This is a genomic window from Billgrantia desiderata, assembly GCF_900108215.1.
Classification (GTDB): Bacteria; Pseudomonadota; Gammaproteobacteria; order Pseudomonadales; family Halomonadaceae; genus Halomonas; species Halomonas desiderata.
Genome location: NZ_FNVC01000007.1, coordinates 16,449 through 40,590 on the forward strand (window position 1 = coordinate 16,449; position 24,142 = coordinate 40,590).

Here is a 24,142-nt window from a genome sequence, read left to right on the forward strand (position 1 = left end):
GAACGTGAGACCGTTTCGCCATCCATGCCTCTGGGGGGCTGTTCTCGGGTTGGGCTTGGTCGCCTCGGCGTCCGCCGACTCTGCGTTATATCAAGAGTCGCGTGAGGCCCAGCGCAGCCAGGCCGAGCTTCAGGTGCGCATCGACGCCGCCGATGACGAGACCCGGGCCATGCTCGAGGAGCTGCGCGAGCTCGAGCGCGCCGAGCGCCGCCTGACGCGTGAGAACGCCGAACTCGCACCGCGCAACGAGCGTCTGGCCGAGACACTGGATCGCCGTGAGGCGGCACTCGATACCCTGGCGGAGACCCGTGAAGCCTTGCCGGTGCTGGAGGAGCGTCTGATCGAGCGGCTCGAGCAGTGGGTCGATGGCGACATGCCGTTCCTGCGCGAGGAGCGGCTGGCGCGGGTCGCCAGCCTGCGCTCCCAGGGCGAGGCACTGTCCGGCGCCGAGCGATGGGAGCGGATCGTCTCGGCGTGGCGCGCTGAGCTCGATTACGGTCGTGAGGTCGATGCCTGGCGCGGCTATCTCGGCGAGGGCGACTCGCGCCGCGAGGTGGATTACCTGCGGCTGGGACGCGTGGGCTTCTATTACCTGACCCCGGATGGGCGCGCCGGGCGCGTCTGGCAGGCCGACAGCGGCAGTTGGGCACCGCTGAACGAGGCCCAGCGCCGCGAGGTTCGCAACGGCTTGCGTATCGCTCGCGACCGCCGGGCGCCGGAACTGCTTACGCTGCCGGTTTCGCAGCCGCTCGAACGGGCTCTGGAGGGCGACGCATGAAGACCTTGTGCCACTCGTTCTCTTTCACGGCCGGCTTGCTGATGGCCCTCTTTCTGACAGCTCCGGTCATGGCTCAGTCCGAGCCGCTGACTACTCTACGTGCCGAGCGCGAGGCCGCCGAGGCCCGCGACCAGGCGCGCCTGGCCGAGCTGCTGGAGGATCGGGGCGCCCTGGAAGCCGCGCTCGAGGAGGCCCGTGCCGCCCATGCGCAGGCCGAGACGCGCAATACTGAGCTACAGGCTGAGGCCGAGGTGCTGAGCCAACGGCAGGCCGAACTCGAAGCGCGTCAGCAGGAGCAGGGAGACGACTTGGCGGCGATCCTGGCATCACTGCAGCAGCACGGCGGTGAGCTGCGCGACAGCCTGGCCGATAGCTGGCTGGTCGTGCAGGGTGCGGGGCTGCCGTCGCGGTTCGACGATGCCGAGGTGCTCGAGCTCGCCCATCTCGAGGAGTTCGCCGACCGCCTGGTGGCGCTGACCGCCGATACCGCCCGGGCGGTTCGCTTCGAGGCGCCGGTGGCTGCTGCCGATGGCGTGATCGCGCCGCGTGAGGTGATCCGGCTGGGCGACTTCACTGCCTTCACCGATGGACATCTGCTGCGTCGCGGTGCCGACGATCAGGCCCTGTCGGTAGTCGAGCGCACCCCGCGGGAAGTGGCCGCCAGCCTGGCCGCGTTCCATGCCGGTGAGTCGCGCTCGCTGACCTTCGACCCTACCCGTGGTCAGGTCATGGCGGCGCTGGCCCAGCGACCGAGTCTGGTCGAACGCTTCCACCAAGGCGGGGCGGTCGGCTACGTGGTAGTGGGGCTCGGCGCTCTCGGCCTGCTGGTCGCCCTGCTGCAGTACGCTTACCTGCTGAAAGTGACGCTGGCCATGCGCCGCCAGCTGCGCGACCTCACGACGCTGCGCGAGGACAACCCGCTCGGGCGTGTGCTGCTGCGCTTCCGCGCACTGCGCGACGATCCCGTGCCGGAGGCGCTCGAGGCGCGCCTCGACGAAGCGGTGCTGGCCGAGCTGCCGCGCCTGGAGCGTGGCCAACCGCTGGTCAAGCTGCTGGCGGCAGTGGCGCCGCTGCTGGGCCTGCTGGGCACCGTTACCGGCATGATCGTGACCTTCCAGGCGATTACCGTGTTCGGCACCGGCGACCCGCAGCTGATGGCCGGCGGCATCAGCCAGGCGCTGGTCACCACGGTACTGGGACTGATCACCGCCGTACCGCTGCTGTTCGCACACACCGCCCTGGCCGGGCGCAGCCGCCATCTGGCGGGCCTGGTCGAGGGGCAGGCCAGCGCCGCCCTGGCCGAGCAGCTCGAACAGCGCCCCCACGGACCCGATGTCGCGACCGGGAGCGCACGCCGCGATGCCGCCTTGGCTTGAGACAGAGGGCCTTGAACCGCTCCAGCGCCTGGTCGAGGCCGGTGGCGTGGTGCTGGTTGTCATCGCCCTGGTGGCGATGCTGCTGTTCAGCCTGGCATTGGAGCGGGTGTGGTATTTCCGCCTCACCTACCGCCGGGCCAGACGCGCCCTTATTGCACGCTGGGCGGCGCGCCAGGACCACCTGAGCTGGAGCGCCCTGACCCTGCGCGAGGTCTGGGCGCGCGAGCTGATTGGACGCCTGCGCCGTCCGCTGCCGTGGCTCAAGCTGCTGGTGGCGCTGTGCCCGCTGCTGGGTCTGCTGGGCACCGTGACCGGCATGATCGCCGTGTTCGACAGCCTGGCGATGACCGATACCAGTCAGGCCCGCGCCATGGCCGATGGCGTGGCCCGCGCAACCCTGCCGACTTTGACCGGCATGGCGGTGGCGGTGGTGGGGCTGCTGTTCACCAGCCGCCTCGAGCAGATCATTCGACGCGAGGACCAGCGGCTGCACGACCGTCTGGCCCGCGCCGTGGAGGATACCGATGCGTAGACGCCGAGTTGGCGCCGACGACGGCGAGGCCAGCGAGGTCAACCTGACCCCGATGCTGGACGTCGTCTTCATCATGCTGATCTTTTTCATCGTCACCACCAGTTTCATCAAGGAGAGTGGGGTGGAGATCGAACGGCCGGAGTCGAGCGCCGCCACACCGCAGCCCGATGCCCAGGTGATGGTTGCCATCACGCCCGAAGGGGCGGTATGGGTCGATGGCCGAGCGGTGGATCTGCACCGCGTGGGTAACGAGGTGGCCGGACTGGTAAGCGAAGAGGGCTCGGTGGTGATCCAGGCCGACCGCGACTCCACCACCGGTTTGTTGATCGAGGTGATGGACCGCATTCGCGAGGCCGGCGTGGAGCAGGTCGCAGTGGCAGCCAGCCGGAGCCGGTCGTGACGCGGATACCTCTCTCTTCGCTCGGCGGGGTGGCCCTGGCGTTGCTGCTGTTCTGGCTGTTGGCGCTGCTGGTGGCACCGCCGGAGGAGGAGTTCGACGTCGTCGACGTCAGCATGACCATGAGCATGGTCGAGGCGCCGGAGCCGGTGCAGGAGGAGACGATCGAGCCCAGTGCCGAGCCACCGCCCCCGCAAGTAGAGGCGACTCCACCTCCGCAGCCGGAGCCGCTGCCGCCGCTGGAGAGTTCGATCGCCATGCCGGAGCCGGAGCTGCCGCCGGAGCCGATTGAGCCGGTAGAGCTCGACGCCACGCTACCCGAGCTTGCCGAGGCGCAGCCCGAACCGCCGCCTGAGCCGAGGCCGGAACCGCGACTCCAGCCCGAGCCGGCCGCCGAGCCAGCGCCTGCGCCACAGCCGGCCCCAGCGCCCAGCGCTGCACAGCAGGGGCCGAACACCGAACAGGCGGCGCCTGCCGAGTCGGGGCCGGTGGACGTGGGTGAAATAGCCCCGACCAGCCGCGTGCCGCCGGAATACCCATCACGCGCCCAGCGTCGAGGGTTGGAAGGGCATGTGGAGCTGCAGTTCCTGATCCGTCCCGACGGCAGCGTCGACCGTTCGTCGATCCGCGTGGTCGAGTCGCAGCCGCGTAACGTCTTCGATTCGGCTGCCGAGCAGGCCGTGGCGCGCTGGCAGTTCGAGCCGGCCAGCGGTGTGCGCCGGGCGCGGCAACGTCTCGAGTTCCAGCTGAGGTAAGGCCATGAAGATGCGAGCCGCGATTCGCCTGATCGCCTGTATCGGTCTGCTGCTGGCCGCCGCGGCGCAAGCCGATGCGCCGGCACTCCCAGGCGATATCATCGCCGATCTGGAGCAGCTCCAGCGGCAGCTGCAGCAGGGCGAGCATGACAACGTGGCCGAGCGCGCACGCACACAGGCGCAGCGTCTGGAGGGTGGCAACACCGCCGACCGCTGGGCCGCTGCACTGTATCGCCAGCTGGCGGCGGGGGCAGAAGCCGGGGCAGGGCGCAGCGAATCCGCTGCCGATCAGCTGCGCCAGGCGCGGCGGGTGCAGGAGGCGCCGCTCTCTCAGCGCGACCGCTGGCTGCGCGAGGAGGCACGTTTGCGCTTGGCCTCGGGGCAGACCGAAGAGGCGGTGGCGCTGTGGCTCGACTGGCATGAACGCCACGCTGGCAGCAGCGAAGACCGCTGGCGTCTGGCGCGTGCCTTGGCGGAGCTGCAACGCTGGGAAGAGGCCGTGGGTTGGGTCGAGCGTGCGCTGGCGGACGACCCCGCTCCCGATGAGCGACGTCAGATGCTGGCTGCCAGCGTGTTCCAGCACGCCGGGCGTGGCGAAGAGGCCCTGGCAAGGCTGGAGGCTACCCTGGGGGCCGAGGCTCCGCCCGAGGCCTGGCGACGGGCGACGGCACTGGCTCAGGGGTTGGGCGATGCCCAGCGCGCTGCGGCCATCTGGGAAGCCGGCTGGCGTCTGGGAGTACTGAAGGGAGAGACGGACCTGCGTCAGCGCATCGAGCTGCACCTGATTGCCGGCACGCCGGCCCGGGCTGCGGAATATCTCGAAGCGGCGCTGGCCGACGAGGTGCTGCCCGATACCCTGGACAATCGGCGCCTGCTGGCTCGCGCCTGGGAGCAGGCCCGCGACCGCGACCGGGCGCTGGATGCCTGGCGCGAGGTGGCGCAGCGCAGCAAGGCGGGCGGCGACTGGCAGCGCCTGGCGCTGCTGGCCAATGGCTGGGGGCGGCTCGAGCTGGCGCAGGAGGCGATGCAACAAGCCCGGCGCCGAGGGGCGGAAATCGATCCGCACTGGCTCTCGACTCGCTAGCAAGTCGAGAGCCAGTGGGTCAGGAGTGGCTCAGAGTGCGAACTCGGTCCACACCGGGGCGTGGTCGGAAGGGCGCTCCATGCCGCGCAGGTCATAGTCGATGCCGGCATCGCGCACGCGCTCGGCCAGCGGTGCCGTGACCAGGATATAGTCGATGCGCAGGCCGCGCCTGGGCTCGCGTTCGAAACCGCGGGAGCGGTAGTCGAACCAGCTGAAGCGGTCGTCCACCTCTGGATAACGCACCCGATAGCTGTCGCTGAGGCCCCACGCCTTGAGCGTGCCGAGCCACTCACGTTCTATCGGCTGGAAGCTGGTCTTGCCCTCGCGCAGCCAGCGCTTGCGGTTGTCTTCGCCGATGCCGATGTCGATGTCCTCGGGAGAGATGTTGAAATCCCCCATCACCACCAGCCGTTCGTCAGGGCGATGCCGCTCCCGCAGCAGCTCGATCAACTGCGCATAGAACTCGCGCTTGTTGGGAAACTTGGTGGGGTGGTCGACGTTCTCGCCCTGAGGGAAGTAGCCGTTCCACACGGTCAACGGCTCGCCGTCGGCGGTGCGCAGACGCACGCCGATCAGGCGACGCTGGGACTCCTCGCCGTCGCCCGGCAGGCCGAAGAAGACCTCTTCCGGCCCGTTCGGGCAGAGCGTCTTGTGGCACATGAGTGCGACGCCGTAGTGGCCCTTCTGGCCGTGGTAGTGGACGTGATAGCCCATCGCCTCGACCGCCTCGCGGGGAAACTCGTCGTCATGCACCTTGGTTTCCTGCAAGCCGATCACCAGCGGCTGGTGAGTGGCGATCAGTGCCTCAAGCTGATGCAGCCGGGCGCGCAGACCGTTGATGTTGAACGAGACAAGGCGTGTCACTCGTCGTGCTCCTCGTGGGTCGTTGCACTCTGTTCCGAGTTGGGAGTGGGGTGGATGGCGATGCCGCCGCCCTGCTCCTGACGGGCCAGCTTGCGTGCCGCCTGCAGCTTGCGCTGCTGGCGCTTCTTCTGAGTGAAGCGGCGCGACGAGGTCACCTGGTCGGGATTCTCGTGGCGCCACTTCTTGTAGTCCTTGCGCTTGCCGGTGCGGATGGTCACCTTGTCGGCCAGCGAGCGGGTCTTCTTGCGGCGGGTCATCAGGCCTGGCTCCATGGGTGTCGAATGGCAGCATGAGCGTGCATTCTACCAGTCCGATGCAAGAGGCGCGCCCTCCTCGCCATAGGCTGGTACAATACGCGGCTGTACGAAGTTCACCCCATTGCTACGGACAAGACATACAGCCTATGAGCGAGTCGGAACAGACCACAGCCCCGGCCGAGAACCGCAAGCCCAAGCGTCGTCGTCGCAAGCCGCGTCGCAGCCAGTCGAACTGGGACCTGCGCCAGTTTCAGGTGCCTGCCGTCGCGGGCAAGTGGCGCTTTCACGACTTCGATCTGCCGCTGCCGCTGATGCGCGCCATTCATGCCCTGGGCTTCGAGTACTGCACGCCGATCCAGGCCGAAGCGCTGACCCATACCCTGTTGGGTGGCGACGTGGTGGGCAAGGCCCAGACCGGCACCGGCAAGACCGCTGCCTTCCTGATCTCGATCCTGGCCTACTTCCTCGAGGAGGAGGTGCCAAATGGGCAGAAGCCCGGTGCACCGCGTGCGCTGATCGTGGCGCCGACCCGTGAGCTGGCGCTGCAGATCGAGAAGGACGCCAAGGCATTGGCGCGCTTCACCGACCTCAACGTGGCCAGCGTGGTCGGCGGCATGGACTACCAGAAGCAGCGCGAGCACCTGGGCAAGAAGCTCGACATCCTGGTGGCCACTCCCGGTCGCCTGCTCGATTTCCACGAGAAACGCGACGTCGATCTCACCCAGGTCGAGATCCTGGTGCTCGACGAGGCCGATCGCATGTTGTCGATGGGCTTCATTCCCGACGTCAAGCGCATCATTCGCCACACGCCGAAGAAGGAAGAGCGTCAGACCTTCCTCTTTTCGGCCACCTTCTCCGAGGACATCCTCAACCTGGCCAGCCAGTGGACCCACCAGCCGACCCACGTCGAGATCGAGGTCACGGTGGACAACAAGGCCAATATCGATCAGCGCGTCTACATGGTCAGCGACGACGACAAGCAGCGCCTGCTGATCAACTTGTTGAAGCAGGAGAGCTTCGACCGGGTGATGGTGTTCGGCAATCGCCGCGACCTGGTGCGCAAGCTCGAGGGCCTGCTGAAGAAAGCCGATATCAACGTGGCCATGCTCTCCGGCGACGTGCCGCAGAATCAGCGCATCAAGACCCTTGAGCGCTTCCGCGAGGGCGAGGTGCAGGTACTGGTAGCCACCGACGTGGCTGGCCGCGGCATCCACATCGAGGATGTCAGCCACGTGATCAACTACACCCTGCCGGAAGACCCGGAGGATTACGTCCACCGCATCGGCCGTACCGGCCGCGCCGGGGCCACCGGGGTGTCGATCAGTTTCGTCGGCGAAGAGGATGCCTTCTCGCTGCCGGAGATCGAGCGCTACATCCAGGACAAGCTGCCCTGCGAGCACCCGCCCGAGGGGCTGCTTTAAGCTATTTCGTTACGCTGAGTTGAGCGCTGATGTGCCTGCCTGTCCAGTATCACCGTGGCGGGGAGGCCGTCGACAAGGTCTTCGAGGAGGCGCTGTGAACCCATCCCTGGGCGCTACTTTTGCCATCCATGGCAAAAGACCTCCTCTTCGACCTGTCCCCGGCCTCGCACATGCCGGGCAAGTCCCTTCGGCCTCGAGAGGGAGCGGCCATGCTGGATGACGCCCTCAAGGGTGAGATACAGGCCGCCTACCGTCGCGTGCTGGAGGCCCAGGGGCTGACGCCACGCTACGGCCAGCGGCTGATGATCGCCGAGATCGCCCGTACGCTGGGCGGCATCGAGGCCGACGACGCCGGCAAGCGGCACTCCGACGAGCACGTTTGCGTGCTCGAGGCGGGCACCGGCACCGGCAAGACCCTGGCCTACCTGCTGGCGGCGCTGCCGGTGGCCAAGGCCAAGGGCAAGCGCCTGGTGGTGGCTACGGCCACCATCGCCCTGCAGGAGCAGGTGTTGCTGCAGGATCTGCCCACCCTCAAGGCCCACAGCGGCCTCGACTTCGACTACGCCCTGGCCAAGGGGCGCGGTCGCTACCTCTGCCTGACGCGCCTGGAGCAGGCCCTCGACGGGGTCGAGGACAACCCCACCCTGTCGCTGTTCGAGCAGAGTCTGGCCCAGGGCGCCGGCGATCACTTCCAGGCGCTGGTGCAGGAGATGGCCGAGGCCTACGGCAGCGGTCGCTGGGAGGGGGATCGCGAGAGCTGGCCGGTGGCCATCGACGACGGCGACTGGCGGCGGCTGACCATCGACCATCGCCAGTGCACCAATCGCCGCTGCGGTCATTTTGCCGCCTGCGCCTTCTTCCGTGCCCGCCGCGACCTCGAGAGTGCCGACATCATCGTCGCCAACCACGACCTGGTGCTGGCCGACCTGTCGCTGGGCGGCGGCGTGGTGCTGCCGCCGCCCAGCGACTGCATCTACGTCTTCGACGAAGGCCACCATCTGCCGGACAAGGCGTTGAACCACTTCGCCCACCGCGTGGGCGTCAACGGTACGCTGCGCTGGCTGGGCAACCTGAAGAAATCCCTGACCGAACTCAACCAGGCGCTGGCGATACAGCCGACCCTGGCGCGGCTGCTGGCCGGCCTGCCGGAAACCATCGCCGCGCTGGAGCCGCGTCTGGGCGAGGCCTATTCCCTGGGCCATCAGCTGGCCGGACGGCAGCATGGGCTCGCGGAAGACGAGGAGAATCATCAGTTTCGCTTCGAGATGGGGCGTGTTCCCCAGGCCCTGCGCGAGCATGCCGGCAGCTTGCTGGTGGGCTTCGCCGAACTCTCACGCACGCTGGAAACCATGAGCGACATCCTGCGTGAGAGCCTCGACCCCGACAAGCACACCGGGCTCGAACGCGAGCAGGCCGAGGCGTGGCTGCCGCTGCTGGCGCTGCTGCACGGCCGCGCGCTGGAGGCCCACGGGCTGTGGGAGGCGTACGCCGAAACCGACATGGAGGGCGAGGCGCCGAAAGCGCGCTGGCTGACGCTGGAGCGCTTCGGTAGCGAACCCGAGCTGGTGTTCTCGGCAAGCCCCGTGTCGGCGGCGCCGACTTTGGCCAAGAGCCTGTGGGGCAGCTGCTTCGGTGCGGTGGTCACCTCGGCCACGCTGACCGCGCTGGGTCGCTTCGAGCGCCTGCAGGAGCGTGCCGGGCTGGCCAATCGCTACCGCTATCAGCGCCTGCCGAGCCCCTTCGATTATTCCCGTGCGGTGCTCAGCGTGCCGCGTCAGGCCGTGGACCCCGGCGACCGCGATGCCCACGAGCGGGCCATCGTCGATTTCGTCAGCGGGCTGGGCGACAAGGAGGCCGTGCTGATGCTGTTCTCGTCGCGAGCGCAGCTGCGCGCGGTGGAAAAGGCGCTGCCGGCGAAGTGGCGCGAGCGGGTATTGGCGCAGGACCGCTTGCCCAAGCGCGAGCTCATCGAGCGCCATCGGGCGCGGGTGGATGGCGGCGAGGGCAGCGTGATCTTCGGTCTGGCGAGCTTCGCCGAGGGCATCGATCTGCCCGGCGACTATCTCACCCATGTGGTGATCACGCGGCTGCCGTTCGCCGTGCCCGACGATCCGGTGGGGGCGACTCTGGCAGAATGGATCGAGAGCCGGGGCGGCAATCCCTTCATGCGCATCAGCGTGCCCGATGCCTCGATCAAACTGGTACAGGCCTGTGGCCGGCTGATCCGCAAGGAGGCCGATCAGGGGCGCATCACGCTGCTCGACCGACGCGTGCTCACGCGGCGCTACGGCCAGGCGCTTCTCGATGCGCTGCCGCCGTTCAGGAGAGAGATCGACGGCTAGGGCCCCAACGAGAAGGGCCCGCAGTGCGAGCCCTTCTCTGTCGTGCTGCTTGTGTCGCGGCTGTCAGCCCTGGCGACGCTCCGCCAGCACCGGGCTCAGCTTGCTCGCCATGCGCGTCATCGTCTCCTCGGTGGTGGCCCAGTCGATGCAGGCATCGGTGACGGAAACGCCGTACTGCATCTGGCTGTGATCGTCGAGGATCTTCTGACTGCCCCAGCCGATGTTGGATTCCACCATCAGCCCCATGATCGAGCGGTTGCCCTCGAGGATCTGGTTGGTGACGTTGTCCAGCACCAGCGGTTGCAGGGCCGGGTCCTTGTTGGAGTTGGCGTGGGAGCAGTCGATCATGATGTTGGGCTTGATGCCGGCCTTCTTCAGCTCCTGCTCGGCCAGCGCCACGCTGACGCTGTCGTAGTTGGGCTTGCCGTTGCCGCCGCGCAGCACCACGTGGGCGTAGGCGTTGCCGCGGGTGCGGATGATCGCCACCTGGCCGCTCTGGTTGATGCCGAGGAAGTTGTGCGGATGCGAGACCGACTGTAGGGCATTGATGGCCACGTCGAGGCTGCCGTCGGTGCCGTTCTTGAAGCCCACCGGACTGGAGAGACCCGAGGACATCTCGCGGTGGGTCTGGGACTCGGTGGTGCGAGCGCCGATGGCCGACCAGCTGATGCAGTCCTGCAGGTACTGCGGCGAGATCGGATCGAGCGCCTCGGTGGCCAGCGGCAGGCCGAGCTCGGAGAGCTCCACCAGCAGCTTGCGCGCGATGTGCAGCCCCTCTTCGATCTCGAAGGAGCCGTTGAGGTGCGGGTCGTTGATCAGGCCCTTCCAGCCCACGGTGGTGCGCGGTTTCTCGAAATAGACGCGCATCACGATGAACAGGCTGTCCTTCACCTCGTCGGCCAGGCGGCGCAGGCGACGCGCATAGTCGAGGGCGGCATCGACGTCGTGGATCGAGCAGGGGCCGACCACGACGAGCAGGCGCGGGTCGCTGCCGTCGAGAATGTTCTGAATGGTCCGGCGACCCTCGATCACCGTTCTCTCGGCGACGTCGCCGAGGGGGATCTCGTTCTTGAGGGCTTCGGGAGTGATCAGTACGTCCTGGGACAGGACGTTGAGGTTGCTGACCTGCTGATCTGACATGTTGCTACCTGTGTCGTGATGCGTTGAAGGCAAGAAGATGAACTACTATACACCCGCCGAGGGAATAATCGGCAATCGGAACGGAACCCGAAGCTGCCCGAGAGGTCTCAGCGCCGGCAGCATGGCGGCCGGCTTGATGCGCGGCCAAGAAACAGGAACACTTGTCGGGACGGACGACGACGTCCAGGGACATTCAGCGGCCAACGGGCTCCAGGTTGAAACCATGCAAGCAGATTATCCAACGACGCTTTACTCCCGCATCCCGCCTCGGGGCGTTGCCCTGTCGGGGAGGGCATGAATGGGCAACCGGGAAACCGATCAGCAGCTCGTGGAACGTGCGCAAAAGGGCGATACGCGTGCCTTCGACCTGCTGGTGAAGAAGTATCAGCACAAGATCATCGGCTTGATCGGCCGCTACGTGCAGGATCACGCCGAAGTGCAGGACGTGGCCCAGGAGGCTTTCATCAAGGCCTATCGTGCACTGGGCAAGTTCCGCGCCGAGAGCGCGTTCTACACCTGGATGTATCGCATCGCCATCAATACGGCAAAGAACCATCTCGTCTCCAAGGGTCGCCGCCCGCCCGGCAGCGATCTCGATATCGTCGATGCCGAGATTCTCGATCATAGCGGCCGGCTTTCCGATATCGAAACCCCGGAGTCGTCGCTGGCCCGGGATCAGCTCGAGACGGCCGTCTTCGAAGCCATCGAAAACCTGCCCGACGACCTGCGTACGGCCATCACCTTGCGCGAACTCGATGGGCTCTCCTATGAGGACATTGCCAACATCATGCAGTGTCCGGTAGGGACGGTGCGCTCGAGGATCTTCCGCGCGCGTGAGGCGGTGGATCAGCATATTCAGCCGCTGGTGGCCACGGCTCGGACACGGGAATCGGTGACGGAGTGAAGTTTTTCAAGAAGTTTTCGTCTTGGCGCTGAACTGTCTCGCGTCGATGACGTCTGAAGCATTGACCGCAGTATGACAGCGGCAAATCATGGGCTGTCGGCATTCCGTTTGGGTGCGTTCGGGAATGCCGGAAAACATTGGTAGCAAGGCAGGGTGCCTTGTCGATGTGGGGGTGTAGAGGAATGAGTCAGAATGCACGGGAATCGCTTTCTGCCCTGATGGACAACGAAGGTGATGATCTCGAGCTTCGCCGGACGCTCAAGTCACTCGAAGAGCAGCCGGACGCAGCCGAAGCCTGGCGGCGCTATCATCTGATGCGCAGCGTGATGCGACGGGATCATGACATCGATGTCAGTACGGACCTCTCGGCCGGTATCATGGCCAGGCTCGAAGCCGAGCCGGTGCCCGAAATGGAAGCGCCTCGTATTGCACAGCGCCGCTTCCAGCCCTTTGCTCGCAGCGCGGGCATAGCGGCAGCGGTCACGCTGATGGTGATCACCGGGGTGCAGTTCTACAACGGTACCGATTTCACCCGTACTGGCGGTGATGCTGGGCTCGCCGACACTCAAACCCCCGCCGCCGCGGGTCAGACACAGCGCAACCTCGTGGCACAGGCCGGAGGCGGCAGCCAGGCCACCCCCGTTGGCATGCCGCTGTTCTCTCCGGCACTGTCGGGAGGTCAGGCCGGTGGTGTGATGCCGGTTGGCGCCGGTTTCGACAACCCCCTGTTCCTGACTCCCAATCCGCGCCAGTCCCGCAGCACCGACCAGGAGCAGGCGCGCCTGCTGCAGTCCTATCTCGACCGTCATTCTCAGGGGGCCACCAACTTGAGCGGCGACGTCTGGATGCCTCTCTTGCGGGCTTCGGGTAACGAGACGCTGGGGCAGCGCTAATGGTCAGCAGGCGTGACGCCAGGTGCCTGGCTGCGTTGAGCGGTGCCTTGCTCCTGGCTTACGGTGCCGCAGCGATTGCCCAAACGTCGAATGAGCCAACCGATACCGAGCGCTTCGACTGTCGGCAGCTCGCCGAGTGGGAGCGCCCCGACTCGCCCTTGGAGTGGTTCGAGCGCAGCCTGTGGGCGGGGCACTGTCATGTCTTTCAGGCGCGGGCGGTACGCATCGGCATCGATGGCGTTCGCACCCTGGCGCTTTCCCGCGACATCCAGGACGGCATCGAGCGTGAAGTGGCGCGCTTCCTCGACGGGCCGCCCGTTTTCTTCGAGCGCCGTGGCCATATCGGCCGCATGAGCTGGTCCAATGGCGAGCCGGAAGTACCGGCATCGCCGGCTGGCATGGCCCGGCATATCGAACAGTACTACCGGCTATCCATGGGCAGCGATGAACGTATCGCCAATCGCAGTGCGGTGCGCCTGGATATCGAGCCGTTGGATGGCCTGCGCTTCGGCCACCGCCTGTGGCTCGATGAACACACCGCCTTGCCGCTCAAGCGCGAGTTGATCGACGACCGGGGGCGCGTGGTCGAGACGTTTCAGCTGACCGAGCTGCAGCCGCCGCAGCTCTACCAGGGCGGCGTGGTGCTCGATACCAGTCGCACACCCCCACAGCAGGCCTGGCGGGCTGGCTGGCTGCCGAATGGTTTTCTCGATCAGCCGGTCGATACGCAGACCGACCAGCACGATCCGGAGGTGGGACATCGCATCTACAGCGATGGTCTTTCGACCCTGAGCCTGTTCGTCGAGCCGATCGAGGAGGGGCGGGAGAGGCTGATTCCCGGGCTGCATCGTCTGGGGATTTCGCTCGCCGTGGTACGTCATGTAGTGGCGGATGGCCGGCCCATGCAGGTGGTGGCAATGGGTGAGCTGCCGCCGCGGGTGCTGGCCCAGGTGGCGGAAAGTCTCACCTGGCGCGAAGCCTCCGAGATGGCGGAATGACTTGGCCGGTCAGGGCGTCGTGAATGGGAGGCCTGGCGATGCGATGCCTTGAAAAACGATCCGGGCCGCCGCAATTACTGCAAGGAAATGAGTTACCGCAAGGGACACGAGTTACCGCTAGGGACAGTAAGTTCCGCGAGAGATAATGAAACGCTGATGCAGGAGCTCTCATGAAGCCATTGACGCGACAGGTCTCACTTTGGGCGCTGCTGGTGGCCATGCTGCTGTCATGGCAGTCTGCCTTTGCCCGTGAGTTGCCCGATTTCACCGTACTGGTCGAGCAGGCGGCCCCCGGGGTGGTCAACATCTCGACGACCCGCATGATGCCGGGGCGCTCCCAGGGGTTCGAAGATTTCGGCGGACAGGACATTCCGGACATCTTCCGGCACTTCTTCGGCGATCGCTTCCCGGCACCCCCCGGTGGCGGTGGGCCAGGGCGTGGGCAGGAGCGCCAGTCTCTGGGCTCCGGCTTCATCATCAGCCAGGATGGCTACATCCTGACCAATGCCCACGTGGTCGACGGAGCCGACGAAATCCTCGTTCGGCTCAACGACCGCCGCGAGCTCGAAGCCGAGCTGATCGGTGCCGATACCCAAACCGACGTGGCGCTGCTCAAGGTCGATGCTTCCGATCTGCCGACGCTGCGCATGGGGGATTCCGATCGGCTGCGCGTGGGCGAATGGGTGGCGGCCATCGGCTCACCGTTCGGCTTCGATCACTCGGTGACCGCCGGTATCATCAGCGCCATCAACCGCACGCTGCCGCGCGATGCCTACGTGCCTTTCATCCAGACCGACGTTGCCATCAATCCGGGCAACTCCGGCGGGCCGCTGTTCAATCTCGATGGCGAAGTGGTGGGTATCAATGCCCAGATCTTCACCCGCAGCGGTGGCTTCATGGGCGTGTCGTTCGCGATTCCCATCAACGTGGCCATGGATGTCGCCAATCAGCTGCGTGAAGACGGCCGCGTGCGCCGCGGTTGGCTGGGCGTGATGATTCAGCCGGTCTCGCGCGACCTGGCCGAATCGTTCGGCATGGACAGCGCCAGTGGTGCGCTGATCGCCGATCTTGACCCCGAAGGCCCGGCAGCACGTGCCGGTCTGCGGGCGGGCGACATCGTGCTCGAGGTCGACGGCGAGGAGGTCGAGCGTTCGCGCAACCTGCCGCGTCTGATCGGGCGGGTCACGCCGGGTAACGATGCCGCATTGACCATCATGCGTGACGGTGAGCGCCAGGACATTGCCGTCACCATCGGTGACTGGCCCGACAGCGAGCGGCCGGAGCAGGCGCGGCCCGGTGGCGATTCGGATGCGCAGGCACGCCTGGGCATTGCCGTGGCCGAGCTCGAGGATGGCGAGCGGCAGCGGCTCGGCATCGACAGCGGGGTGGTGGTGCGTGACGTGGATCCCCGTGGCGCGGCAGCCGATGCCGGCATTCGGCCCGGTGACGTGATCGTCAGCCTCGACCACCATGCCGTGGAAGAGCCGACCCAACTGCGCGAGCTGGTCGAGAGGTTGCCTACCGATCGCGCCGTGCCGGTGCGCCTCTACCGTGAGGGTCGCTCACTGTTCGTGGCACTGCGCCTGGGCAACGGCTGAGCGGCACAGACTGCCGACCATCGCGACGACACCTCCCGTTCATGCGGGAGGTGTCGTCGTTTTTGCCGCTGCATACGGCTGTGCTGTCCAACCCTTGGCCATGCCGGTACAATACCGGCCATTGAATTCATATGACGTGAACGGGCGCCGACCAAGATTGCCGCTGCCGCGCTCGTGTCGAATACCGGACTGGGTTAGATGAGCAACGAAGCAAGCAACGGAAAACTGAAGCACATTCGTAACTTCTCGATCATTGCCCATATCGACCACGGCAAGTCGACCCTGGCAGATCGCCTGATCCAGAGCTGCGGCGGGTTGACCGAACGCGAACTGAAGGAGCAGGTGCTCGATTCGATGGATCTCGAACGCGAGCGCGGCATCACCATCAAGGCCCAGTCGGTCACGCTGGATTACCATGCCCAGGACGGCAACACCTACCAGCTCAACTTCATCGATACCCCGGGGCACGTCGATTTCTCCTACGAGGTGTCGCGCTCGCTGTATGCCTGCGAGGGGGCACTGCTGGTGGTGGACGCCGCTCAGGGCGTCGAGGCGCAGTCGGTGGCCAACTGCTACACCGCCATCGAGCAGGGACTCGAGGTGCTGCCGGTACTCAACAAGATGGACCTGCCCCAGGCCGATCCGGACAAGGTCTCCCACGAGATCGAGGAGATCATCGGGCTGGACGCCACCGACGCCTGCCAGGTGTCGGCCAAGAGCGGCATGGGTATCGATGGGCTGCTCGAGCGCCTGGTGCGCGACATTCCGCCGCCCAAGGGCGACCCCGAGGCACCGTTGCAGGCGCTGATCATCGACTCCTGGTTCGACAACTACCTCGGCGTGGTGTCGCTGGTGCGCATCTTCGACGGCACCCTGAAGAAGGGCGAGAAGATCCGCATCAAGTCGACCGGCCGCGACTGGCAGGCCAACGAGGTGGGCATCTTCACGCCGATACGCAAGGAGACCAACGTCCTGCGTGCCGGCGAGGTGGGCTTCGTGGTAGCCGGCATCAAGGACATCCACGGCGCCCCGGTAGGGGATACCATCACCCACGCCAAGACGCCGGACGTCGAGCGTCTGCCCGGCTTCCAGAAGGTCAAGCCGCAGGTCTATGCCGGCATGTTCCCGGTCAGCGCCGACGACTACGAGGACTTCCGCGACGCGCTGGAGAAGCTGGCGCTGAACGACGCCTCGCTGGAGTACGAGCCGGAGAACTCCGACGCCCTGGGTTTCGGCTTCCGTGTCGGCTTCCTCGGCACGCTGCACATGGAGATCATCCAGGAGCGGCTCGAGCGTGAGTACGATCTCGATCTGCTCACCACAGCGCCGACGGTGGTCTACGAGCTGGCGATGAAGAACGGTGACGTCAAATACGTCTCCAACCCTTCCAAGCTGCCCGACATGGCCGACGTGGACGAGATGCGCGAACCGATCGTGCGCGCCAGCATCCTGGTGCCGCAGGAGTTCGTCGGCAACGTTATCATGGAGTGCGAGAACCGTCGCGGCAACCAGTTGGACATGCAGTTCCTCGGTAGCCAGATCCAGCTCACCTATGAGCTGCCGATGTCCGAGGTGGTGATGGACTTCTTCGATCGGCTCAAGTCCATTTCCAAGGGCTATGCCTCGCTGGACTACAACTTCGAGCGCTTCGAGGCCGCCAGGCTGGTGCGGCTGGACGTGTTGATCAACGGCGACCGGGTCGATGCACTGGCCGTCATCATCCACCGCGACCATGCTCACACGCGGGGGCGGGTGCTGGTGGAGAAGATGAAGGAGCTGATTCCGCGCCAGATGTTCGACGTGGCGATCCAGGCTGCCATCGGCGGTCAGGTGGTGGCTCGCTCCACGGTCAAGGCGTTGCGCAAGAACGTGACGGCCAAGTGTTACGGCGGGGACGTGACGCGCAAGAAGAAGCTGCTCGAGAAACAGAAGGCGGGCAAGAAGCGCATGAAACAGGTCGGTCGGGTGGAGATTCCCCAGGACGCTTTCCTGGCCGTACTCAAGGTGAACGACTAGGACCGGCGATACTATGGATTTCTCTTTGCTGCTGGTGGTGGCAGTCGCCATCACTGGTCTGATCTGGCTGCTCGATCTGGCTTGGTTGCGCCCGGCGCGCCACCGCAAACTGGCCGCCGTGGAGGCGGGTACCACGGAAGGGCTCGACGAGGCTGCCCGCGAGCGGGCCATGAAGGAGCCCTGGCCGGTCGACTATGCGCGCTCGTTCTTTCCGGTATTGCTGGTAGTCCTGCTGCTGCGTAGCTTCCTGGTGGAGCCGTTCCAGATCCCCTCGGGCTCCATGCGTCCGACCCTGGAAGTGGGCGATTTCATCCTGGTCAACAAGTACGCCTATGGTCTGCGCCTGCCGGTGACCCACACGCGTATCGTCGAGTTGGGTGAGCCCGAGCGTGGCGACGTCATGGTGTTCCGTTTCCCCAGCGAGCCCTCGGTGAACTTCATCAAGCGAGTGGTGGGGCTGCCGGGCGATACCGTGCGCTACGAAGACAAGCAGCTGTTCATCAACGGGGAGCCCGTACCCAAGCGCGTGCTGGACGAAGCGCCGCCCACCGCGCCGGGCGAGTGGCTGCTGGAGGAGCGCCTGGGCGAGGTCAGTCATCGTATCTACAATAATCCACGTGACCCGGGCCCCCGCGTTCGTGAGATCGTGGTGCCCGATGGCCACTATTTCACCATGGGCGACAACCGCGACCACTCCAACGACAGCCGCTACTGGGGCTTCGTGCCCGAGGAGAACATCGTCGGCCGAGCCTTTGCCGTATGGATGCACTGGGACGGTGGCCTGCCCAGTTTCACCCAGGTTCGCCGCATCCATTGATGGATCAGCAATAACAGGAATTTCGTGAGCAAATCCCTTTCCGCCTTCAGCCGCCGCATCGGCCACGTTTTCAGTGACATCACGCTGCTGGAGCTGGCCATGACGCACCGCAGCTTCGGAGGCCAGAACAACGAGCGGCTCGAGTTTCTCGGTGACTCCATCGTCAACTTCGTGATTGCCGAGGCGCTCTACGAGCGCTTTCCCCAGGCCCGTGAGGGCCAGCTTTCGCGCCTGCGGGCGCGTCTGGTCCGCGGCCAGACCCTGGCCGAGCTGGCCCGGGAGATGTCGTTCGGCGAGTGTCTGCGCCTGGGCTCGGGCGAGATGAAGAGCGGCGGGCATCGACGCGACTCGATCCTGGCCGATGCGGTGGAAGCCGTACTTGGCGCCATCTATCTCGATGCCGGTATGGACGTGGCGCGTGCCCGCGTGCTGGCGTGGTATGCCGAGCGCCTGGAATCGATCGATCTGCAGGATACCCAGAAGGATCCCAAGACCCGGCTGCAGGAGTTCCTGCAGTCGCGTCAGTCGCCGCTGCCGCGCTACGATGTGGTTTCCGTCGAGGGCGAGGCGCACGACCAGACCTTCACGGTCGAGTGTCACGTCGAATTGCTGGCCACCCATACCCTGGGTACCGGCTCCAGCCGTCGTCATGCCGAGCAGCAGGCCGCTGAGCTTGCCCTGCTCCAGCTCGAAAACCAGAAAGGGGCGAAATCATGAGCGAGACCTGCGGTTTCGTGGCCATCGTCGGTCGTCCCAACGTCGGCAAGTCGACGCTGATGAACCGCATCCTCGGCCAGAAGATCTCGATCACCTCGCGTCGTCCGCAGACCACTCGACATCAGGTCATGGGGATCAAGACCGAGGGCGAGGCGCAGTTCATCTACGTCGACACGCCGGGGATCCATATTCTGGGGCGCGATCGCAACAAGGCGATCAACCGCTTCATGAACCAGGCTGCCACCCAGGCCCTGCGCGACGTCGACTGCGTGGTCTTCATCATCGACCGCACGCGCTGGACCGACGAGGACCAGGTGGTGCTGTCGCGTCTGGAGCACGTTCAGGCGCCGGTGATCCTGGCCGTCAACAAGGTCGACCGGGTCGAGGACAAGAGCACGCTGCTGCCGTGGCTGGCCGAGGTCGGCGCGCGCCGCGACTTCGCCGCCATCATTCCCATCTCCGCCAAACACGGTACCAACGTGCCGGAGCTGGAGGTGGAGGTGGCCAAGCATCTGCCCGAGGGCATCCACCACTTCCCCGACGATCAGGTCACCGACAGAAGCCAGCGCTTCCTGGCGGCGGAGCTGGTGCGCGAGAAGATCATGCGCCAGCTCGGCGACGAGTTGCCCTATCAGGTGACTGTCGAGATCGAGGAGTTCCGCGACGAAGGCAGGGTGGTGCACATCAGCGCTCTGATCCTGGTGGAGCGCGCCGGGCAGAAGAAGATCCTCATCGGCGACAAGGGTGAGCGGATCAAGAGCATCGGCCGCGAGGCGCGGCTCGACATGGAGCGTGCGCTCGACGCCAAGGTGATGCTCAATCTCTGGGTCAAGGTGAAGCGCGGCTGGTCGGACGATGAGCGAGCGCTGAAGAGCCTCGGCTACGATCTGGACTGACACGGCCCAACACCTGTCTGCGCTTGCCCTTTTTCGTTCAGGCGACTCATCATGCAGCCGCAGCCGGCCTTTCTTCTCCACAAACGTCCCTATCGCGAGACCAGCGCCCTGGTCGAGTTGCTGACCCTCGAGCACGGCCGCGTACGGGCGGTGGCTCAGGGCGTGCAGCGGCCGGGCTCGCGCTCACGAGGCAGGCTGCAGCCCTTTGCGCCGCTGCACGTCACCTGGGTAGGGGAGGGGGAGCTCAAGCGTCTGCGCCTGATGGAGAGCCGTGGGGCAGCGGCGCTGCTGGCCGGCGAAGGGCTGCTGTGCGGGCTCTATGCCAATGAGCTGCTGACACGCACGCTGCCGGTGGAGCTGCCCGTGGCGGAAGTGTTCGCCTTCTATACCGCCCTGCTCGAGGCGCTGCCGCGACCCGAGGGGCGTGCCATGGCGCTGCGGCGCCTGGAATTCACCCTGCTCGATGCACTGGATGCCTTGCCGCGCTACACCACGCCCGAAGGCGAGGAGCTGGACCCCCAGGCGCGCTACCGTTTCGATGCCGCGTCGCGTGCCTTCGTCCCCGGCGAGCCCGGGATCGATGGCCGCACCCTGCGCTTGCTGGCCGGCGGCGACTGGGCAGCTCCCGGGCTGGCCGGGCCGGCCAAGGCGGTAGCGCGGGCGGCGCTGGCGCCCTTGCTCGGCACGCGACCGCTGCGGTCCCGTGAGCTGATGCGTCAGCTTGCCGAACGGCGCCGTCCCCCCTCACACTGATTCACTCATTCGACCAGCCGCTGGAGGCCACCATGCATCCCCCGCGCATTCTGCTTGGCGTCAACATCGACCACATTGCCACGCTGCGTCAGGCGCGCGGCACGCGCTATCCCGATCCGGTTCAGGCGGCGCTATTGGCAGAGGAAGCCGGCGCCGACGGTATCACCGTGCACCCGCGAGAAGATCGTCGGCACATCCAGACGCGCGACGTGCGCCTGCTGGCCGAGGTGCTCAACACTCGCATGAACCTCGAGATGGCCGTGACCGAGGAGATGCTGGCACTGGCCGAGGAGATCCGCCCGGCGCACGTATGCCTGGTGCCCGAGAAGCGCGAGGAGCTGACCACCGAGGGCGGGCTGGACGTGGTCGGCAATTTCGATGCCGTTGCCGCGGCGACTCGTCGTCTGGCTGCTGCCGGCTGCGAGGTGTCGCTGTTCATCGATCCCGAGCCGAGTCAGATCGAGGCGGCCAAGCGTGCAGGAGCGCCGGTCATCGAGCTGCACACCGGGGCCTATGCCGAGCGCTCCGGGCAAGCGGCACGCGAAGAGCACGCGCGGCTGACGGCGGCGACGGAGATGGCGCTGGAGCTGGGGCTGACGGTGAATGCCGGGCATGGGTTGAACTACCACAACGTCGAGGCGATCGCCGCCATTCCGGGGCTGCACGAACTCAATATCGGCCATGCGATCGTTGCCCGGGCGCTGTTCGTCGGGCTCAAGGAGGCCGTGGCCGAGATGAAGCGCCTGATCATCGCCGGGCAGGAGGCGGGCTTCGTCGCTTCGCTCGAGGAGCACGATCATCACCATGAGCACGATCACGATTGAGCCAGGCGCCGGTGCCGATAACGCCACCGGGTGGGGTTAAGCGTCGCAGCAAGGTTCACCTGGCGGTGCTGGGAGGTGCTTCCTGGCGCTGGGCATGCCACTCGCTGAGCCTGTCGATGGCCCTGAACAGGTCTTCGAGCAGTGATGAGACCTCCGACATTCCCCGCGAACGCAGTCGCGTTTCCAGGGTTTCGGCGACCAGGGCCAGCTCGGGCGCGCCGCAGTAGCGGCAGGCGCCGTTCAGGGCGTGCACGGCATCCAGCAGCGCCTCGGAATCGCCTCTGGCCAGTGCTTCACGCAGCTGGTCGAGCGTGTCGGGCAGTGAGGCCACGAGCTGGTCGAGCAGCTCATAGGCCAGGCTCTCGCTGCCGTTTGCCAGGCGAGTTCCCAGCTCCAGATCGACGACCGCCAGGTCCGCGGCGACGTTGGCTTCACGCGCCGCAGGCAGGGCAGGTGTCGGAGCGGGAGCTGGGAGTGGAGGCACGAATCCGAGGTGGCGCTGCAGGATGGTTTCGAGGCGATTGGAGTCCACCGGCTTGATCAGCACTTCCTGCATGCCGGCCGCCTGGAGGCGCGTTCGCTCGCTGTCATGAGCATGAGCGGTTACGGCGATGATGGGACAGCGCGCCCAATGCCCACCCATTCGACGCAATGCCTGGGTCGCTTCGATGCCGTCCATTCCCGGCATGCGGATGTCCATCAGCACCAGATGAAAGGCCTCGCCTTCGGCCAGGGCCAGGGCTTCTTCGCCGCTGGCGGCTTCGGCCAGCTCCAGGCCGGGTCGCTGCAACAGCTCGCGCAGCAGGCGCCGGTTGATCGTATTGTCATCCACGACCAGAATCCGCGCCTTGTGCTCCTCTCGCGCCTCCACAGCGGGGCGCCGCCGTGCCGAGCCGCAGCGGCGCAGCGCGTCGGCGAGGGCCTGGCGCGAAACCGGCTTGCAGAGGATCTCGCAGCCGCGTGGCAGGTGCAGGTCGGGTAGCTCCAGCGGCGCCATGTTGACCAGCAGCAGCACCGGGCAGGGGCAGGCCTGGAGCCGAGCGCGCCACTCCTCGACCACGTCGGCATTCAGTTCGGTGGGCAGTGCCGCGACGAGCAGCGCAGGGGCGGGTGGCAGCAGGTCCGGCTGGTGAATCTCTTCCACCTGCCCACCCCATAAGGTGAGCAAATGGTTCAGTGCGTGGCGGGTCGGGGCATGGGGCTCGAAAAGAGCGACTCGATTGCTGCCCAGAATGTCATCGCTCGTCTCGACGCCGTTGCCCACGACGGCCAGCGGCAGCGTGAAGGAGAAGGTCGAGCCGCGCGAGGGCTCGCTCTCCACGGTGATCTGTCCGCCCATCTGTTCGACCAGTTGCCGGCTGATGGCCAGGCCAAGGCCGGAACCGCCGTATTGCCGGGGATGGCTGGCGGCGGCCTGGCGGAAAGCCTGGAAGAGATTGTGCTGCTCCTGCGAGGTGAGTCCGATACCGGTGTCGCTGATGCTGACGCGCAACAGGACCTGCCCTTCATCGTTCTGCTCCTCGACCATGACCCGGACGATGACCTCCCCCTGCTCGGTGAACTTCAGCGCATTGTGGGTCAGATTGGTCAGCACCTGACGAATGCGCAGCGGGTCGCCGCGCAGCGGTGAGGGCACGTCGTCGTAGACCAGGCCCAGCAGATGAAGACCCTTCTGATGGGCCAGCGGAGCCTGAAGCGCAAGCGCTTCGTCAACCAGCGAGACCATGTCCAGCTCGGCGCGATCCAGCTCCAGACGGCCTGCCTCCATGCGCGAGAAGTCCAGCACGTCATTGACCAGGGCCAGCAGGTTGTCGCAGGCGACCTGCACCTGATCGAGCCACTCGCGCTGACGCGGTTCCAGGCGCGAGCGTCCCAGCAGTCGACAGAAGCCGATGATGCCGTTGAGCGGGGTGCGGATCTCGTGACTCATGCTGGCCAGGAACTCGGACTTGATGCGGTTGGCTTCCAGCGCCCTGCGGTGTGCCAGGTCGAGCTCGATGTTCTTGATCTCGATGGTTTCCATCGACTCTTCCAGTTCGGACGTGGTCTGCTCGATCTGGCGTTGCATGTTCTCGCGAGATTGCTGCATCTCGTCGCCCAGGGCATTCACGTGACGAGCCAGGCGGCGCAGCTCGGGGGCGCCCTCCTCCGGCAGGCGGATATCCAGATCGCCGGTGCGCAGACGTCTGAGCGCCTCGGCGGCATTGTCCAGGCTGGAGTCTAGCCGGCGACCCAGGGCGGAGGCGATCACGAACAGCAGCAGCCCCAGGATCAACAGCCCCAGGCCAGCGGTGGCCAGGCGCCGATAGTAATCGAGCGTGAGCGCGCGGGTGTCGATGTCCAGTTCCAGCCACGCCTGAGGTGTGGCAGCGCCCTCGCCATCGGCTACTGTCAGGGGCATCATCAGCCGCCACAGGTCGCCGCCGGTGTCGAGTTGTGTCGTGTGCGGGGGCGAAGTGGCCACCTGGGCGCGATTGCGGCCCATCTCCAGTTCGATCAGACCCTCGTCGGTGTAGATACCGACGCCGCGTGTCTCGTCGATCTCCAGCAGGCGCCGGGCCATGCCGTCGAGCCGGGGCTGGGCTCCATCGAACAGGGCCTGCGCCATTTCCGGACTCTGCAGCTCGACGGCGGTGACGATACGGTCGCGTAGGGCCGCCTTGCGCCACTCGGTATCCAGTTTCAGCGCCGAGACACCCACGAGCAGCAGCACCAGTAGAGGGAGACACAGTATCCATAGTGTCAGACGATTTCCGAGCGACATCGGTATTCCTTGATCA

General features: G+C 66.2%; 22 protein-coding genes. 18 read left to right on the top strand and 4 right to left on the bottom strand.

Annotated elements, in window-relative coordinates:
- The first annotated feature begins 4 nt into the window (after nt 1-4).
- Genes C4S71_RS08500 through C4S71_RS08525 form a run of 6 tightly spaced genes read left to right on the top strand, consistent with a single transcriptional unit; the run spans nt 5 to nt 4,922 of the window.
- Nucleotides 5-778, top strand: coding sequence for a DUF3450 domain-containing protein (locus C4S71_RS08500; protein WP_304481832.1), 774 nt, complete (start codon nt 5-7; stop codon nt 776-778).
- Nucleotides 775-2,154, top strand: coding sequence for a MotA/TolQ/ExbB proton channel family protein (locus C4S71_RS08505; protein WP_086510246.1), 1,380 nt, complete (start codon nt 775-777; stop codon nt 2,152-2,154). The genes C4S71_RS08500 and C4S71_RS08505 overlap by 4 nt, the downstream gene beginning before the upstream one ends.
- Nucleotides 2,138-2,686, top strand: a complete 549-nt coding sequence (locus tag C4S71_RS08510) for a MotA/TolQ/ExbB proton channel family protein (protein ID WP_086510247.1) — start codon at nt 2,138-2,140, stop codon at nt 2,684-2,686. The genes C4S71_RS08505 and C4S71_RS08510 overlap by 17 nt, the downstream gene beginning before the upstream one ends.
- Nucleotides 2,679-3,086: an ExbD/TolR family protein gene (locus C4S71_RS08515; protein WP_103968857.1), complete on the top strand. Its 408-nt coding sequence runs from the start codon at nt 2,679-2,681 to the stop codon at nt 3,084-3,086. The genes C4S71_RS08510 and C4S71_RS08515 overlap by 8 nt, the downstream gene beginning before the upstream one ends.
- Nucleotides 3,083-3,838, top strand: coding sequence for an energy transducer TonB (locus C4S71_RS08520; RefSeq protein ID WP_103968858.1), 756 nt, complete (start codon nt 3,083-3,085; stop codon nt 3,836-3,838). The genes C4S71_RS08515 and C4S71_RS08520 overlap by 4 nt, the downstream gene beginning before the upstream one ends.
- A 4-nt stretch (nt 3,839-3,842) precedes the next feature.
- Nucleotides 3,843-4,922, top strand: a complete 1,080-nt coding sequence (locus C4S71_RS08525) for a tetratricopeptide repeat protein (protein ID WP_234239184.1) — start codon at nt 3,843-3,845, stop codon at nt 4,920-4,922.
- Nucleotides 4,923-4,952: 30 nt separating this feature from the next.
- Here C4S71_RS08525 and xthA read toward each other — a convergent pair whose 3' ends face one another.
- Complete coding sequence (xthA, locus tag C4S71_RS08530; RefSeq protein WP_086510250.1) at nt 4,953-5,786, bottom strand: exodeoxyribonuclease III; 834 nt, start codon at nt 5,784-5,786, stop codon at nt 4,953-4,955.
- Nucleotides 5,783-6,043: a hypothetical protein gene (locus tag C4S71_RS08535; protein ID WP_086510251.1), complete on the bottom strand. Its 261-nt coding sequence runs from the start codon at nt 6,041-6,043 to the stop codon at nt 5,783-5,785. Before C4S71_RS08535 ends, xthA begins: the two co-directional genes overlap by 4 nt.
- Before the next feature lie 146 nt (nt 6,044-6,189).
- On the opposite strand from C4S71_RS08535, the gene rhlB reads away from it, so the two are divergent.
- On the top strand, nt 6,190-7,464 hold the full coding sequence (gene rhlB, locus C4S71_RS08540; RefSeq protein WP_103968859.1) for an ATP-dependent RNA helicase RhlB: 1,275 nt from the start codon (nt 6,190-6,192) through the stop codon (nt 7,462-7,464).
- A 209-nt stretch (nt 7,465-7,673) separates the two neighbouring features.
- A complete protein-coding gene (gene dinG / locus C4S71_RS08545; protein ID WP_103968860.1) occupies nt 7,674-9,806 on the top strand; it encodes an ATP-dependent DNA helicase DinG in 2,133 nt (710 codons plus the stop codon).
- Nucleotides 9,807-9,869: 63 nt separating this feature from the next.
- On the opposite strand, the gene C4S71_RS08550 is transcribed toward dinG, so the two are convergent.
- The gene (locus C4S71_RS08550) at nt 9,870-10,946 is read right to left on the bottom strand and encodes a 3-deoxy-7-phosphoheptulonate synthase (protein ID WP_103968861.1); all 1,077 of its coding nucleotides are present in this window, start codon (nt 10,944-10,946) and stop codon (nt 9,870-9,872) included.
- Between the two features lie 298 nt (nt 10,947-11,244).
- On the opposite strand from C4S71_RS08550, the gene rpoE reads away from it, so the two are divergent.
- The 10 genes from rpoE to pdxJ all read left to right on the top strand — a co-directional run bounded on the left by rpoE (nt 11,245) and on the right by pdxJ (nt 21,362).
- Nucleotides 11,245-11,850 (top strand): RNA polymerase sigma factor RpoE, encoded by a 606-nt coding sequence (gene rpoE, locus C4S71_RS08555; protein WP_103968862.1) that lies wholly within the window; start codon nt 11,245-11,247, stop codon nt 11,848-11,850.
- 182 nt (nt 11,851-12,032) lie between these two features.
- The gene (locus tag C4S71_RS08560) at nt 12,033-12,743 is read left to right on the top strand and encodes a sigma-E factor negative regulatory protein (RefSeq protein ID WP_086510256.1); all 711 of its coding nucleotides are present in this window, start codon (nt 12,033-12,035) and stop codon (nt 12,741-12,743) included.
- A 47-nt stretch (nt 12,744-12,790) separates the two neighbouring features.
- Nucleotides 12,791-13,741 (top strand): MucB/RseB C-terminal domain-containing protein, encoded by a 951-nt coding sequence (locus C4S71_RS08565; protein ID WP_234239183.1) that lies wholly within the window; start codon nt 12,791-12,793, stop codon nt 13,739-13,741.
- 170 nt (nt 13,742-13,911) lie between these two features.
- Complete coding sequence (locus tag C4S71_RS08570; RefSeq protein WP_086510258.1) at nt 13,912-15,339, top strand: DegQ family serine endoprotease; 1,428 nt, start codon at nt 13,912-13,914, stop codon at nt 15,337-15,339.
- A gap of 198 nt (nt 15,340-15,537) precedes the next feature.
- Nucleotides 15,538-17,355, top strand: coding sequence for a translation elongation factor 4 (gene lepA / locus C4S71_RS08575; protein WP_086510259.1), 1,818 nt, complete (start codon nt 15,538-15,540; stop codon nt 17,353-17,355).
- A gap of 13 nt (nt 17,356-17,368) precedes the next feature.
- Entirely contained in the window at nt 17,369-18,172 is an 804-nt protein-coding gene (gene lepB, locus C4S71_RS08580) for a signal peptidase I (RefSeq protein WP_103968864.1), read from the top strand.
- 24 nt (nt 18,173-18,196) lie between these two features.
- Nucleotides 18,197-18,889, top strand: a complete 693-nt coding sequence (rnc, locus tag C4S71_RS08585) for a ribonuclease III (RefSeq protein WP_086510261.1) — start codon at nt 18,197-18,199, stop codon at nt 18,887-18,889.
- Nucleotides 18,886-19,785 (top strand): GTPase Era, encoded by a 900-nt coding sequence (gene era / locus C4S71_RS08590; protein ID WP_086510262.1) that lies wholly within the window; start codon nt 18,886-18,888, stop codon nt 19,783-19,785. Before rnc ends, era begins: the two co-directional genes overlap by 4 nt.
- A 51-nt stretch (nt 19,786-19,836) precedes the next feature.
- Entirely contained in the window at nt 19,837-20,538 is a 702-nt protein-coding gene (recO, locus tag C4S71_RS08595; RefSeq protein ID WP_103968865.1) for a DNA repair protein RecO, read from the top strand.
- A 32-nt stretch (nt 20,539-20,570) separates the two neighbouring features.
- On the top strand, nt 20,571-21,362 hold the full coding sequence (pdxJ, locus tag C4S71_RS08600) for a pyridoxine 5'-phosphate synthase (RefSeq protein WP_103968866.1): 792 nt from the start codon (nt 20,571-20,573) through the stop codon (nt 21,360-21,362).
- Nucleotides 21,363-21,417: 55 nt separating this feature from the next.
- On the opposite strand, the gene C4S71_RS08605 is transcribed toward pdxJ, so the two are convergent.
- Complete coding sequence (locus C4S71_RS08605) at nt 21,418-24,126, bottom strand: ATP-binding protein (RefSeq protein ID WP_103968867.1); 2,709 nt, start codon at nt 24,124-24,126, stop codon at nt 21,418-21,420.
- Nucleotides 24,127-24,142 lie beyond the last annotated feature (16 nt).